Source organism: Microbacterium sp. CFBP 8794, from assembly GCF_014841235.1.
In the GTDB taxonomy this organism is placed as follows: domain Bacteria; phylum Actinomycetota; class Actinomycetes; order Actinomycetales; family Microbacteriaceae; genus Microbacterium.
Genome location: NZ_JACYTT010000007.1, coordinates 1 through 13,277, shown reverse-complemented (window position 1 = coordinate 13,277; position 13,277 = coordinate 1). Strand labels below are relative to the sequence as shown.

The window sequence follows — 13,277 nt, the reverse complement described above, 5'->3', positions numbered from 1 at the left end:
CCGCCGCGCCGCACGCGCCGTGGAGTGGGGGCGGGTGTTGACGCCGGGCGTGGAACGTGACAGGGAGTCGACGTCGCCGTACGCGGGATCAGTCGAAATCGGCCGCCACGGCGTTGCGGTGGTACTCGAAGATGATGCTCGTGCGCGTGGATGCCACGCTGTGCCGCGCCGAGAGGTGATCGACGACGAAGCGTCGCACGGCCGAGGAGTCGTCGACGGCGATGTGCACGAGGAAGTCGTCGGCGCCGCCCAGGAAGAACAGCTGGATGACGTCGGGATGCCGGCGCACTTCCTGCGCGAAGGCGTGGATGCTCTCCTGCCGCTGCCCGGGCCGCAACGTCACACCGACGATCGCCTGCAGCCCGCGGCCGAGGCGACGCTGATCGACGGCGGCGTGGAACCCGGTGACGAGGCCGCGGTCGACGAGCGAGCGCAGGCGCGAGTGCGCGGTCGAGGGGGCGACCCCCAGCGCCTCGGCCAGTGCCGCGTTGGTCATGCGCGCGTCGACCGAGAGCAGCTCGATGATGCGGGCGTCGTGCGGGTGCAGTTCGTCGTCGGGCATCGCAGATCCTTCGGCCGTCGGTCGCGCTCGGAGCGTCAGGATCCGACGATACGCGCGCTCCTCGACCACTGCGCGAAGAATCTACGGATTTACACCACCGAAACACCCTGTTCTGCGATTCTTCCGGCACGCCCATCCGCTCGAGGAGGAACCCATGCGCGTCTCTGTGCCGACCGAGATCAAGAACAACGAGAACCGCGTCGCAATGACCCCCGCCGGGGTCGACGCGCTCGTGCACCGCGGCCACGAGGTCCTCGTGCAGGCCGGTGCCGGGGTCGGGAGCGGCTTCGCCGACGAGCAGTACCGCGCAGCGGGGGCCGAGATCGTCCCGACCGCCGACGAGACGTGGGCGCGGGCCGAGCTGCTGGTCAAGGTGAAGGAGCCCATCGCGCCCGAGTACGGCTTCCTCCGCCGCGACCTCACCCTCTTCACCTACCTGCACCTCGCCGCCGACCGCCCTCTCACCGACGCGCTCATGGCCGCGGGCACCACGGCCGTGGCCTACGAGACCGTGCAGACCGCCGACCGCGCGCTCCCGCTGTTGGCGCCCATGAGCGAGGTCGCGGGACGCCTGTCGATCATCGAGGGCGCGCATCACCTGCTGCGCGCGTCGGGCGGGCGCGGCCTGCTTCCGGGTGGCGTTCCCGGCACCCCGCGGGCCAAGGTCGTCGTGATCGGCGGCGGCGTCGCGGGCGAGCACGCCGCCGCCAACGCGCTGGGCCTCGGCGCTCGGGTGACGGTCGTCGACATCTCGCTGCCCAAGCTGCGCCAGCTCGAGGAGCGTTTCGGCGGCGCCATCGAGACCCGCGTCTCGACGCGCCTCGAGATCGCGGAGCAGCTCGCCGACGCCGACCTCGTGATCGGTTCGGTGCTCATCCCGGGCGCCGCCGCCCCGAAGCTGGTCACCGACGAGATGGTCGCGTCGATGAAGCCCGGCTCGGTGCTCGTCGACATCGCGATCGACCAGGGCGGCTGCTTCGAGGGCTCCCGCGCGACCACGCACGACGCCCCCACGTTCCGCGTGCACGAGGCGCTGTACTACTGCGTCGCCAACATGCCCGGCGCCGTTCCGCACACCTCCACGCGGGCGCTGTCGAACGCCACGCTCCCCTACATCACGCGCATCGCCGACGCGGGCTGGGAGTCCGCGGCATCCGCCGATCCCGCCCTCGCGAGGGGGCTGAACGTGCGCGCCGGCGTCGTGGTGAACGAGGGCGTCCGCGCCGCCTTCTCGCTCTGACTCTCTCGCCGGGGCTCACCCCTGTTGAGTGTCCGAGACACGCCGCGCGCACGCGTGTCCGAGCGGCGTGTCTCGGACACTCGAGGGGGCTCGAGCGACTCAGCCCCGCACCCACGCGTACGTGATCTCGGGCCGCCCCTGCCCGCCGTAGCGGGGCTCGCGGCGCACGCGGCCGACGTCGGCGAGGTGCTCGAGGTAGCGCCGGGCGGTGACGCGCGACATGCCCTCGCTCTCGCCGACCTCGGTCGACGACACGGCTCCGGATGCCGTGCGCACCCGTTCCGCCACGGCCTGCAGCGTCTCGTCGCTCAGGCCTTTCGGCATGAGGGGCGGCGCCACGGTGCGCAGTGACCCGAGCAGCGCGTCGACCTCGGACTGCGTGGCCTCTCCGGCCGCGCGGTCGAGGCCCTCGACGTACGCGCGGTACGCCTCGAGGCGCTCGCGGAACGCGGCGAACGCGAACGGCTTGATCAGGTACTGCACGACGCCGATCGAGACCGCGGCGCGCACGGTCGCGGCGTCGCGGACCGCCGTGACGGCGATGATGTCGACGCGCGAGCCCGCGGCGCGCACGCGCCGGGCGACGTCGAGACCCGAGCCGTCGGGCATGGTCATGTCGAGCAGCACGAGGTCGATGCGGCGCTGCGCGTCCGACAGGGCGGTGAGCGCGGCCCGGGCGCCGGCGGCCTGCCCGACCACCTCGAAGCCGGGCACCCGCGCGACGTAGGCGGTGTGCAGTTCGAGGGCGAGCGCGTCGTCGTCGACGACCAGCACCCGGATCACGACGCCGCCCCCGCCAGGAACACGCGCACGGTCGTGGGGTCGGTGCCCAGTTGCAGGGTGCCTCCGTGCGCCGCGACGATGTCGCGCACGAGGGCCAGGCCCACGCCGCGCCCGCCGACGGCGTGGGCGGGTTTGGTCGACGCCCCGAAGGCGAAGGGGTCGTCGAGTGCGGGGTCGAACCCGGCGCCGCTGTCGCTCACCTCGAGCACGACGTCGCCGCCGCCCTCGCGCACCACCACGCGCACCCACCGCGGCTCGGCGCCCGAGCTCGCGGCATCCAGGGCGTTGTCGACGAGGTTCCCCACGATCGTGACCGCCTCGGCCGGGGCCAGGGGCAGTGCGGGCGTCGGTTCGGCGACGTCGAGGTCGAGGCGCACGTCCCGCTCGGCGGCCTCGTCGAGCTTGCCGAGCAGTAAGGCCACGACCACGGCGCCCTCGTCGTGCGAGACCAGGCGGTCGGCGAGTTCTTGTCGTTCCCCCGTGGATGCCACGATCAACCGCCGCGCGTCGTCGATCCGCCCGAGTTCGAGAAGCGCCAGCAGCGCGTGCAGCCGGTTGCCGTGCTCGTGCGTCTGCGAGCGCAGGGTGTCGCTGAGGGTGCGCACGCCCTCGAGTTCGCCGAGCAGCGCCTGCAGCTCGGAGCGGTCCCGCAGGGTCATGACGTGCCCGCGTTCGGGGGCGCGCCGCCCGGCGAGGTCGCGGGCCTCCTCCTGGTTGACCAGGAGAACGCGGTCCCCGTTGACGATGGTCTCCTCGACCATGCGCCGCCCGGTGACGATGGCGTCGGCCAGGGCGGCGTCCATGTCGACGTCGCGGGGGTCGAGTGAGACCTGCCCGCTCGTCGCCGGTGGCAGGGCGAGCAGGTCGGCGGCTTCGTCGTTGTACAGCACGATGCGTCCGTCGCGATCGGTGACCACGAGCCCCTCGCGCAGTGAGTGCAGCACGGTCTCGTAGCTCTCGACGAGGCGCGACAGCTCGCCCGGGGTGTACGACCCCGTCACGCGGCGCGCACTGCGGCGGATGTAGAGGGCGCCCAGCACGCCGAAGCCGACGATGGCGGCGGCGGCGGCGACGATCACCGGCACGCGGGCGGCGAGGTCCTGCTGCACGGCGCCGAGCGTCACGCCCACGGCCACGAGTCCGACGATGGTGCCGTTCTCGTCGCCGCCGTCGCGGATCGGGACGATCGTGCGCACCGAGGGGCCGAGCGTCCCCTCGTACACCTCGGTGAACGACTCGCCCGCGAGGGCCTCGGCCCGCGAGCCCTGGTACTGCTGCCCGATCTCGGAGCGGTTGCGGTGGGTGAGCCGGATGCCGTCGGGGGTCATGATCGTCACGAACGACAGTGAGGCGTCGTCGAGGATGTACTCGACCATCGGTTGCAGCGCGTCGGAGTCGCCGCGTTCGACGAGGTCGGCGACGTCGGGTTCGTGCGCGAACGTCTCGGCGACCGAGCGCGTGACCTGCTCGGCCTCGCGCTGGCCGGAGTCGCTCAACTGCATCGAGAGCAGGGCGGCGAGGACTCCCGCGACGAGCACGACGACGCCGAGCGCCACGAGCGCCAGGCGCCCACCCACGCTCAGTCGCATCACCGCACCTTTCGTCGCGCTTGCCGTGAACAATACGACCACAAATCGCTCCCGCGTCCCGCGTCGATCAAAGTCATGACATCGACCGGCACCCCCGCCGGACTCAACGAAGGCGTTCAGAAAAGGGGAAGTCGCCCATGGCACTCTCACTCCGCACCACCCGAGACGGTCGGCCTCGGAAGAAGATCGACCGCAACCACTGGCTCTACATCTCGGTCATCATCGCCGTCGTCGCCGGTGTCGTCGTCGGTCTCGTCGCTCCGGCGTTCGCCACCACGCTCGAGCCGGTCGGCAAGGGCTTCGTCAGCCTCATCAAGATGATGATCGCCCCGGTCATCTTCTGCACGATCGTCGTGGGCATCGGCTCGATCGCCAAGGCCTCCACGGTCGGCAAGATCGGCGGCCTGGCGATGGTCTACTTCCTCGTGATGTCGTCGTTCGCGCTCATCATCGGCCTCGTCGTCGGCAACATCATCCACCCCGGCGAGGGCCTCAACATCTCGGGCTCGACGTACGAGGCGGCCGCCGAAGCGACCACGACCCAGGACTTCATCCTCGGGATCATTCCGACCACGTTCTTCTCGGCGTTCACCGGTGGCAGCATCCTGCAGGTGCTGTTCATCGCCCTCCTCGTCGGCTTCGCCCTGCAGGGCATGGGCGAGCGCGGCGCTCGCATGGTCGAGGGCATCCGCAACTTCCAGGTGCTCGTCTTCCGCATCCTCGGCATGATCCTCTGGCTCGCTCCCATCGGTGCCTTCGGTGCTATCGCCGCGGTCGTCGGCAAGACCGGCTTCCAGGCCGTGATCAGCCTCGGGGTCCTCATGGGCGCGTTCTACCTCACGTGCTTCCTCTTCATCACCCTCGTGCTCGGAACGCTCCTCTACGTCGTGACCCGCACCAACATCTTCACGCTGATGAAGTACCTCGGCCGCGAGTACCTGCTCATCGTCGGCACCTCCTCGTCCGAGGCCGCTCTGCCCCGCCTCATCGCCAAGATGGAGCACCTCGGTGTCTCGAAGCCCGTCGTCGGCATCACCGTCCCGACCGGCTACTCGTTCAACCTCGACGGCACCGCGATCTACCTCACGATGGCGTCGCTGTTCATCGCCTCGGCCATGGGCTCGCCCATGTCGATCGGCGAGCAGATCGGCCTCATGATCTTCATGATCATCGCCTCGAAGGGGGCGGCCGGTGTCACCGGTGCGGGCCTCGCCACCCTCGCCGGCGGCCTCTCGGCCTACCGCCCCGACCTGGTCGACGGCGTCGGCGTGATCGTCGGCATCGACCGATTCATGTCGGAGGCCCGTGCGGTCACCAACTTCACCGGCAACGCCGTGGCCACGATGCTGATCGGCGTCTGGACCAAGCAGTACGACGGTCAGCGTGTGCGCGAGGTCCTCTCCGGCAACATCCCGTTCGATGAGACCCTGCTCACCGGTCACGACCACTCGGCCACCCCGGCGGCGGATGCCAAGGAGCTCGCCTCGGCAGAGGTCGGCGCCGGCCCCGCCGTGAAGGTCGACACGCAGTCGCTCGACGCGTTCCGCGCCCAGGCGGCGGCGGAGGCGGCGGCGCGGGGTCGTTCGTGAGCCTGACGCACGACACCTCGGCGGGGGCGGCTTCGGTCGCCCCCGCCCCGGCGCGTGTCGACCTCGCGCGCACGTGGATGCTGCGCTCGCCGCTCGCCGGCGGCCTCGAGACGTCGGCCGACGTGCTGGTGCTTGACCTCGAAGACGGCCTCCCGGCCGGGCGCAAGGCCGAGGGTCGGGACCGCGCCCGCGCCGCGGCCTCCGACGCCCCGGTGTGGTTGCGCATCAGCGCCGCCGGAACCCGCGACGGCCAGGCCGACCTCGCTCTCGGTCGCGAGCTCGATGACCGCCTCGCCGGCGTCGTGCTGGCGATGTGCGCCGGGCCCGCCGACGTCGCCCACGTGGCGGCATCCCTCCCCGCCGGTGTCCCCATCGTCGCCATGGTCGAATCGGCTGCGGCCCTGTTGGCCGCCCCCGCGATCGCCGCGCACCCGGCCACCCGCCGTCTCGCGTTCGGCACCGGGGACTTCCGCCGCGACACCGGCATGGGGGTCGACCGTCTCGCCCTGTCGTGGCCGCGGGCGCAGCTGGTCGTCGCCTCGGCCGCGGCCGGTATCGCCGGACCGATCGACGGCCCGTGCGGCCCCGTGGATCAGGCTCAGGATGCCGCGGCGCACGCCGTCGCGATGGGATTCACCGGCACTCTCGCGCTCCACGATGCCGCCGTCGCCGGCGCACATGCCGCGTTCACGCCGTCGCCGGCCGAGGTCGACGCCGCTCTCGCGCTGCTGTCGGTGACGCCCGACGGTCCGGTCGACGGATCCTACGCCCCGACCCTCGCGCGTGCCCGCGCCCTGGTGGAGCGCGCCGAAGCGCTGGCCTCGCTCTGACCGCAGCCCTGAGCCTGTCGCGGGGCCGGCCCGCATTCAGGCCCCGGTGGTGTCGACGAGGTCGGGATCCGTCTGTCGCCGGGTCTCCGTCTCAGCGCCCCAGGCCCCCAGCCGGTCGGCGCCTCAGCGGCCCCGCCCGAACCAACGCCGACGCCGAGCCGGTGCCACAGCGACCGCCGCCTCGCGTGCACGCCGCCGCTCGCCCCATGCCCGCACCTCGGCCTCGACGTCGACGGTCGGCGTCACCACCGGCGGCCCGCCCTGCAGCTGACGGCGGGCTTCGATGACCCGGCGGTTGAAGTCCTCCACGGCCTCCCGCACCTCGGGCTCGCGCGTGAGCGCGTCCAGCCTCTGCGCCATCTCGGCGTGCTCGACGCGCAGGGTCAGCGCGGGCGGTCCGAGGCCGGTGAGCTGCTCGGTCTCGATCTTGCGGCGGATCCACCAGTCGGGGTCGTGAGCGCCGCCGAGGTCGGGCAGGGGCTTGCCCGCGCCGGGGAGGTCGTCGAACTCGCCGCGACGGATCGCCTGCTGGATCGCCGTCTCGACGAAGGCGGCGCGTTCGGCGGCCGTCGACCCCCGCGCCGGACGCTCGTCCGACGCGGGTTCGAGCAGGCCGTCGTCGCGGAGCGCGCGATCGAGGCGATACCGTTCGGCTGCCTGGCGGGGGTCGTCGCTCACGCGGCCGCCCGCCCCTCACGCTCCAGGCGCCGCAGCCGCTCGCGCGCCATGTCCTGGGCCCGCGGGCCGGAGCCCAGGGCCCGCTCGGTGACGCGCAGGATCACGCGCGTGAGCGTCAGGACGGGAAGAGGCCAGCGCCGCACGCCGAGCATCTTCCGGTAGCGGCGGGGGATCGTCGCCACCGCCGCCGCGAACAGCACGCGGTACGACAACCCCATGACGCCGGGGAACGGCGGTCGGCGCAGGAACGAGACCACGTCCGCGACCCGTTCGGCTCCGCGCAGCTCGCCACGCTCCCAGAACCCGTCGATCTCGGCGCGCAGGGCCGCGCGCGTGAGGGGCGGGTCGACGACCCGCATGAGCCGCCCCGCGGTCGCCCAGTCGGCGACGTAGGCATCGGGTCCGCCGGGGATGGGTTTCTTCGAGGCCTCGTGCCCGGCGAGGAACGCATCGGTGAAGGCCAGGTGCACCCACCGCACGAGGTCCTGCGCCTCGGCCGTGTACCGGCGTTCCTCCCCGTCGCCCGCCTGGTACTCGCCCTTCACCCGTTGGTGGAAGCGTCCGACGCGGGCGGTCTCGGCATCCGCCTGCGTGCGCGAGCCGTAGGTCAACGTGATGACCCAGCGCACCGTACCGGTGAGGCGTCCGATCGGATCCTCGCGGTAGCGCGACCAATCGTGCACGCCCGCCAGCGCCCCTGGGTGCAGCGCCTGCAGCAGCAGGGCACGGATGCCAGCGACCAGAGTGCCCATTCCGGCGTGCACGGTCCACGCGGGACCGTTCTCGACGAAGTAGCCGTCGTCGTCGCCCTCGGCGATCGCGCGCACGTAGGGGGCCATGCCGGTCGGGTCGCCCGCGAGGGCGACGAGGATCTTCCCGCGCAGCGACTGGATCCAGCCGGGAGCGGGGGAGTGGGGAGCGTCGGTCACCCTTCCAGCGTGCCACCGTCTGAGCGGGTGGGCTCCGTGGGGCGAGGGTCAGTGACCTTCGTGGGTGATGACGGGCACGGTGCCGTCGTCGCGCAGCAGCACGGCGTTCTGCGTGGCGCCGAGGGCGGGGGTGACGACGACGGCGATGAAGGCGGCGGCGACCAGCAGGCCGATCACGCTCATGGGTTTGGCGGTGCGCGCGGGTGCGGCGGCCCGGCGTTGCCGGCGCAAATGCACGGCCGTGGTCGCGCCGACGACCACCAGTAGGAAGGATGCCGCTGCGACGGCCACGATGCTGGTGCGCGCGGGAGCGGCGAACATCAGCGCGAAGACGGCGAAGAGAGAGACCAGGCTGCCCGCGAGAGCGGCGCGGGGTGTGACGAGGCGCCCGGCGGACAGAACCGCTGCGCCCCAGACGAGGGCGGCGAGTCCGAGGACCACCGCCCCGACTCCGAGGCCGCGCGCGGCGACCCCGGAGCCGGTGGTGATGATGGCGCCCGCACCGAGGGCTGCGGTGATGAGCCCGGCCCCCCATGCGGACACGGAGGGCCACGACCTGACGAACGTCGCGGCGGTCATCGTCAGACCGCTGCGGTGCGGGGGACGTTGCGCTCGGTGCCCAGGCCGACACCCAGCAGCACGACGGCGCTGGCGAGGTGCAGGAAGTGGTCGGGCACGTTCAGGGCCAGGATGTTCGCCGAGGTACCGACCAGGAAGAAACCGACGATGCCGAGCAGCAGGTAGACGGCGCCGACGGTCGTGTTGACCCCCTTGGCGGCGCGTGCGTTGGCCAGACCCGCGACGAGCAGGGCACCACCGATCAGGAGGTGGGCGATGTTGTGCAGCGGGTTGACCTCGAAGATGCCCAGCAGCAGGCCACCCTGCGTGGCGATGAATCCGACACCGCCGGTGACGGCGAAGCCGAGCAGACCGACGAGCAGGTAGACAGCGCCGAAGACGGTGGCCACGAGACGGTTGGGTGATGAGCTCATGATGAACCTCCCAGATAGTTGGCAGCGACCGTCCGGCCGCGTCATCTCATCTTCGGAGACAATCCGCAGTTCGGATTGCCCTTTGCGATACCGGCGGGCCATCCGGTAGAACCCGGGCGGGTGGGGCGACTCCCGAAAACGACAGAAGGCCCCCGAGTACTCTCCGAGGCCCTCCGCTACATAGGCGACCATAGGGGGGAAGCGAATGCCGACTCAGGGCATTGCGTTTCACCCGATGTTCACGTAACCCGCCGGTCTGCCACACTGCGGTCATGCGTTTCGAGACGACCCTGTCGCAGATCGGCAACAACACCGGGATCGAGGTGCCGGCCGAGGTGGTCGAGGCCCTCGGCGGCGGCAGACGCGCCGCCGTCGTCGTCGATGTGAACGGGTACGTCTATCCCAGTACGCTCGCCGTCATGGGCGGGCTGCAGCTCATCCCGTTCTCGGCCGACAAACGCGCAGCGACGGGGTTGTCGGGCGGCGATCCGATCGTCGTCGAGCTGCGACTCGACACCGCTCCGCGCACGGTCGAGGTACCCGACGACCTCGCCGCAGCTCTCGACGCGGCGGGCGCGCGCGCCGCGTTCGACGCCCTCGCGCCCAGCGCCCGAAAGGCCCACGTCGCAAACGTCGAGGGGGCCAGAACGGCCGACACCCGCGCGCGGCGCATCACCTCCCTCGCGACGAAGCTCGGTTGAGCCCGACCGACCGCGTGGGGGACGCTCGACCGATAGCCTGGAGCGGGAGGTCACGTGGGGCGCACGAAGGAAGCCATCGCCGAAGGGCTGTCGATCGCGACGGCCGCGGCCCGGCTTTCGCTGCGCAATCGCATCCTGGTCGAGACGATCGCCCGAGGCGGTCACTTCGACGGTGACGTCTTCGCGGAGTTCGCCCGGAAGACGCTGAGCTCTCTCGCCGACGAGCAGGACCAGGCCGCCGAGCGCGTGACGCATCAGCGAAAGCGTGCGTGGGGCCGATTCTCCGACTCCTCGGGAACCCACGACTACCGCGACCGTGACACCCGAAACCTGCGGCGTCGCGCCAAGCAGTCGCACGGCGTCGCCAAAGAGCTGCGTGCCCTCGCCGACGATCCAGAGCGCGTGCGCCAGCTCGTCGCCGCAGCGCGCATCGCGGCCTGGGGTGACGTCGAGGCCAACCTCAGTCAGCGTCTCGACGTCGAGGGGATGACGGCCGACGCCGATCCCGAGTACGCGACGATGCGGCGTGCCCGTATGGATGCCCTGCGCATGGTCGACCTCGCCCGCCTCGCGTCGCAGGCGAAGCGCCGGGCGAAAGACAAGGCCGAGGCGGCCGAGGCGGCCTCCGAGGCCGCGCCGACGACCGGCGGCGGCAAGAGCGGTAAGAAGAAGAAGTCGGTCGCGCTCTGACGCGGTCCCGTGGCGCTGCGAGGGCGGCGTCCCTATGACGACATCGAGACATCGCTCGATTCGCTCCGCGAGGCCACCGCGATTCCGCGGCGTACTTCTGCGCACGACGATGCCGCGCCGCGATGAGGTCGGCGCGCTCCCCTGCATAGAATTTCGCTCGAAGAACGCGCTTTCTCGAGTCGATAGGCTTCGCCCGTGAAACCGCTGGGACAACCGCGTCGCCCCTCTCGATTCCTGACCATCCTCGCGACGCTCGCGTTCACGGCGAGCGCCCTCGTGCCCAGCGGCGTGGCCACGGCCGCGTCGACGGTCGAGGCGTCGCCGGCATCCGGGGTCGACGCGTGCCGTGCGCCGGCGGGGGAGAGCCCGGTTCGGGAGGGATTCCCCCTGCCGGCGAACGCGCTTTCCCCCTCGGGTTCCCCGGTGGTCGAGACCCTTTACGTCGACTTCGACGACGCGCCCGGAGACCCTCGGGAGATCCCCGGAATCGAGGAGACCCTCGACGTCTCGGTGCAGGCGCTCGACGATGCTTCGCGTGGAGCGCTGACCCTTCAGCGACGGTCGTATCCCGAGTGGACGCGCTTGGCCGGATCCTCTGCCGAGTGGGAGGAAGGTCAGCGCGATCTCGCGAGTGCCGTCGCCGCCACCGACGACGCCGTCGACTTCTCGAACGTCGATGTGGTCTGGGTGGTCTGGACGACGAAGACCCCGCGCGATGCCTTCCGCTCTCACGCGGGCAACGATTACCAGGTCGTGGCCGACGGTCGCACTCTGACGCACGGGGCGCTGCTGCGGCAGGTCGATCTCAACGGGGGCGGCCATTGGGTGCCCACGCACGAGATGGGTCACGTCCTCGGCCTGCCCGACCTGTACGACACGTCCAATGACGGGGGACCGTCGACGCGATGGACCGGACCGTGGGACCTGATGGGCACGACGATCGGTCCGGGGCATGCGTACTTCGCCTGGCACCGATGGATGCTCGGCTGGGCGCGCGACGCACAGGTCGCCTGCGTGCTACCCGGTGAGACGCGCACCGTGTCTCTCTCGCCGGTGCAGTCCGACGGTCCGACCCTGCTCGCCGCGGTGCGTCTCGACCCCTCGCGCGTGCTGACGGTCGAATCGCGCCGCGACGAGAAATGGGACACCGGCATTCCCCGCGAGGGTGTCCTCGTGTCCACCGTCGACGTGGCTCGCACGACGGGCGACGGCCCGATCCAGGTCGAGTTCGCCGACGGCCGGCATCCCGAGGTCCGCAATGAGACGACGCTGCGGAATGCCCCGCTGCGCGTCGGCGAGACGTACACGGATGCCGCGACGGGTGTCGCGATCCACGTGGACAGCACGGGCGCAGACGTCGATGTCGTGCGGGTGGACGCGTCGTCGATCACCCCGCGTCCCGTCACCGCCACGAAGACGATCGCCACGTACCGGACCACGAACGACGGCGCGAAGATCATCCCGCTCGATGACCTCGTCACCCGCGACACGGGAGTGGATGCCGTCGCCTTCGGCGCGTTCGACCTGAGAGAAGACGGCGCGTTCCTCCGGAGTGGAGAGCCCTTCTTCGCAGACACCGACCCGGAAGCACGGGCCGAACTCGCCGAGATCCGTGCCGCCGGGATCCCCGTCGTCGTGACCCTCGGCGGCGGATCCGCGTCGATCTGGTCGGTGCTGAGCCAGGACTTCGACCGCTACTACGCAAACCTCCGCGGGTATCTGCAGATGAACTCGTTCGACGCCGTCGAGCTCGACATCCGCACGGACCTCGACACGGGCATGATCGTGCGACTGGTCGACGCTCTGCGCCGTGACCTCGGCCCGCTGTCCACCGTGTCGCTCGTCGGTGACGAGGCGGCGTTCGCGGGAGCAAGCGACTCGGCTCCCGACTATCCCGCCGTCGCGGCAGCGCGCGGCGACGACGTGGCGTGGTTCGCCCTTCGCCTCGCCTGCGACGCCGTGGTGACCGGCGACGACTACCGCCGGCTGGTCGCCCAACTGGGGATGCCACCCGAGAAGGTCGTCCTGTCGGCCCGCACCTCGCCCGCTCTCTGCCCCGCGGGAAGCGCGTTCACCTCGCCCGATGAGTTCGCTCGATCGCTCCAGGAAATCGTCGCTGCCGAGCCGCGGTTCGGCGGAGTCCGGGGAGATGAGTACGCGGGGGCCCTTCCGGGCGGTGCATCGGCTCCGTGGCAGTGGTTCGCGACGATGACCGCCGCGATGAACGACCCCGCGCCGCGGCCGACGGTGTCTCCGCAGCCGACGGCGTCGCCGGATCCGAGCGTCTCGCCGGAGCCGAGCGTCTCGCCGGAGCCGAGCGTCTCGCCGGAGCCGACGGCCTCCGCAGGCCCGACCGCGTCGGCCGCACCCGGCCGTCCGAGCGCGCTCGCCCAGAGTGGCACCGTGGTGTGGCTCGGGCTTCTTCCCGGCGCCGGAGCGATCATCGCCGTCGGTGTGCTGCTGTCCGTGCGGCGGCGCAGGACGACGATCTGAGGTCGGTGCTGCTCTCCCCGCGGCGTCGCGGGGGAGCAGCACCGGACGACGGCGGCGGATCGCTTCCGCCCGAAAACGAGACAAGGCCCGGTCGGAATTTCTTCCGGACCGGACCTCTACTGTCTCAACACAGTGTGCGCCTCCTGGGACGCTACTTGAATTCTGCAACAGAGACAGAGCGCATTCGTGACCTCTGTCAGC

General features: G+C 71.4%; 13 protein-coding genes. 6 read left to right on the top strand and 7 right to left on the bottom strand.

All coding sequences use genetic code 11. The annotated features are described in order from the left end of the window. Nucleotides 1-88: 88 nt before the first annotated feature. A complete protein-coding gene (locus IFU19_RS15970) occupies nucleotides 89-562 on the bottom strand; it encodes an Lrp/AsnC family transcriptional regulator (protein ID WP_055939124.1) in 474 nt (157 codons plus the stop codon). A gap of 154 nt (nucleotides 563-716) precedes the next feature. Here IFU19_RS15970 and ald point away from each other — a divergent pair, with 154 nt between their 5' ends. Next, nucleotides 717-1,802 carry an alanine dehydrogenase gene (gene ald / locus IFU19_RS15965; RefSeq protein ID WP_192212178.1) on the top strand — a complete coding sequence of 362 codons (1,086 nt, stop codon included), beginning with the start codon at nucleotides 717-719 and terminating at the stop codon, nucleotides 1,800-1,802. A gap of 99 nt (nucleotides 1,803-1,901) precedes the next feature. Here ald and IFU19_RS15960 read toward each other — a convergent pair whose 3' ends face one another. Further along, nucleotides 1,902-2,585 carry a response regulator gene (locus IFU19_RS15960; RefSeq protein WP_055839260.1) on the bottom strand — a complete coding sequence of 228 codons (684 nt, stop codon included), beginning with the start codon at nucleotides 2,583-2,585 and terminating at the stop codon, nucleotides 1,902-1,904. Beyond that, entirely contained in the window at nucleotides 2,582-4,174 is a 1,593-nt protein-coding gene (locus IFU19_RS15955; protein WP_192212177.1) for a sensor histidine kinase, read from the bottom strand. The genes IFU19_RS15960 and IFU19_RS15955 overlap by 4 nt, the downstream gene beginning before the upstream one ends. 137 nt (nucleotides 4,175-4,311) lie before the next feature. Here IFU19_RS15955 and IFU19_RS15950 point away from each other — a divergent pair, with 137 nt between their 5' ends. Together IFU19_RS15950 and IFU19_RS15945 are read left to right on the top strand one after the other, a co-directional pair. Then, entirely contained in the window at nucleotides 4,312-5,763 is a 1,452-nt protein-coding gene (locus IFU19_RS15950; protein WP_055839253.1) for a cation:dicarboxylate symporter family transporter, read from the top strand. Then, nucleotides 5,760-6,593: an aldolase/citrate lyase family protein gene (locus IFU19_RS15945; protein WP_192212176.1), complete on the top strand. Its 834-nt coding sequence runs from the start codon at nucleotides 5,760-5,762 to the stop codon at nucleotides 6,591-6,593. The genes IFU19_RS15950 and IFU19_RS15945 overlap by 4 nt, the downstream gene beginning before the upstream one ends. Before the next feature lie 123 nt (nucleotides 6,594-6,716). Here IFU19_RS15945 and IFU19_RS15940 read toward each other — a convergent pair whose 3' ends face one another. From IFU19_RS15940 to IFU19_RS15925, 4 genes are read right to left on the bottom strand one after another with little or no spacing between them, the layout of a single operon-like run. Beyond that, nucleotides 6,717-7,271 (bottom strand): J-domain-containing protein, encoded by a 555-nt coding sequence (locus IFU19_RS15940; protein ID WP_055839248.1) that lies wholly within the window; start codon nucleotides 7,269-7,271, stop codon nucleotides 6,717-6,719. Then, nucleotides 7,268-8,200: an oxygenase MpaB family protein gene (locus IFU19_RS15935; RefSeq protein WP_192212175.1), complete on the bottom strand. Its 933-nt coding sequence runs from the start codon at nucleotides 8,198-8,200 to the stop codon at nucleotides 7,268-7,270. The genes IFU19_RS15940 and IFU19_RS15935 overlap by 4 nt, the downstream gene beginning before the upstream one ends. Before the next feature lie 48 nt (nucleotides 8,201-8,248). Next, nucleotides 8,249-8,743 carry a hypothetical protein gene (locus IFU19_RS15930; protein ID WP_192212174.1) on the bottom strand — a complete coding sequence of 165 codons (495 nt, stop codon included), beginning with the start codon at nucleotides 8,741-8,743 and terminating at the stop codon, nucleotides 8,249-8,251. 38 nt (nucleotides 8,744-8,781) lie between these two features. Next, nucleotides 8,782-9,192: a DUF4383 domain-containing protein gene (locus tag IFU19_RS15925; protein ID WP_070409302.1), complete on the bottom strand. Its 411-nt coding sequence runs from the start codon at nucleotides 9,190-9,192 to the stop codon at nucleotides 8,782-8,784. 272 nt (nucleotides 9,193-9,464) lie between these two features. Here IFU19_RS15925 and IFU19_RS15920 point away from each other — a divergent pair, with 272 nt between their 5' ends. The 3 genes from IFU19_RS15920 to IFU19_RS15910 all read left to right on the top strand — a co-directional run bounded on the left by IFU19_RS15920 (nucleotide 9,465) and on the right by IFU19_RS15910 (nucleotide 13,076). Then, nucleotides 9,465-9,893, top strand: a complete 429-nt coding sequence (locus tag IFU19_RS15920; protein ID WP_192212173.1) for a YdeI/OmpD-associated family protein — start codon at nucleotides 9,465-9,467, stop codon at nucleotides 9,891-9,893. A 54-nt stretch (nucleotides 9,894-9,947) separates the two neighbouring features. Next, nucleotides 9,948-10,583, top strand: a complete 636-nt coding sequence (locus IFU19_RS15915) for an asparagine synthase (RefSeq protein ID WP_192212172.1) — start codon at nucleotides 9,948-9,950, stop codon at nucleotides 10,581-10,583. Nucleotides 10,584-10,778: 195 nt separating this feature from the next. Further along, complete coding sequence (locus IFU19_RS15910) at nucleotides 10,779-13,076, top strand: hypothetical protein (protein WP_192212171.1); 2,298 nt, start codon at nucleotides 10,779-10,781, stop codon at nucleotides 13,074-13,076. The last annotated feature ends 201 nt before the right edge of the window (nucleotides 13,077-13,277 follow it).

Excerpts from the sequence above, each read along its gene's own strand:
- IFU19_RS15970 (WP_055939124.1), bottom strand. The coding sequence starts at position 562 with ATGCCCGACGACGAACTGCACCCGCACGACGCCCGCATCATCGAGCTG.
- ald (WP_192212178.1), top strand. The coding sequence starts at position 717 with ATGCGCGTCTCTGTGCCGACCGAGATCAAGAACAACGAGAACCGCGTC.
- IFU19_RS15955 (WP_192212177.1), bottom strand. The coding sequence starts at position 4,174 with ATGCGACTGAGCGTGGGTGGGCGCCTGGCGCTCGTGGCGCTCGGCGTC.
- IFU19_RS15950 (WP_055839253.1), top strand. The coding sequence starts at position 4,312 with ATGGCACTCTCACTCCGCACCACCCGAGACGGTCGGCCTCGGAAGAAG.
- IFU19_RS15925 (WP_070409302.1), bottom strand. The coding sequence starts at position 9,192 with ATGAGCTCATCACCCAACCGTCTCGTGGCCACCGTCTTCGGCGCTGTC.
- IFU19_RS15920 (WP_192212173.1), top strand. The coding sequence starts at position 9,465 with ATGCGTTTCGAGACGACCCTGTCGCAGATCGGCAACAACACCGGGATC.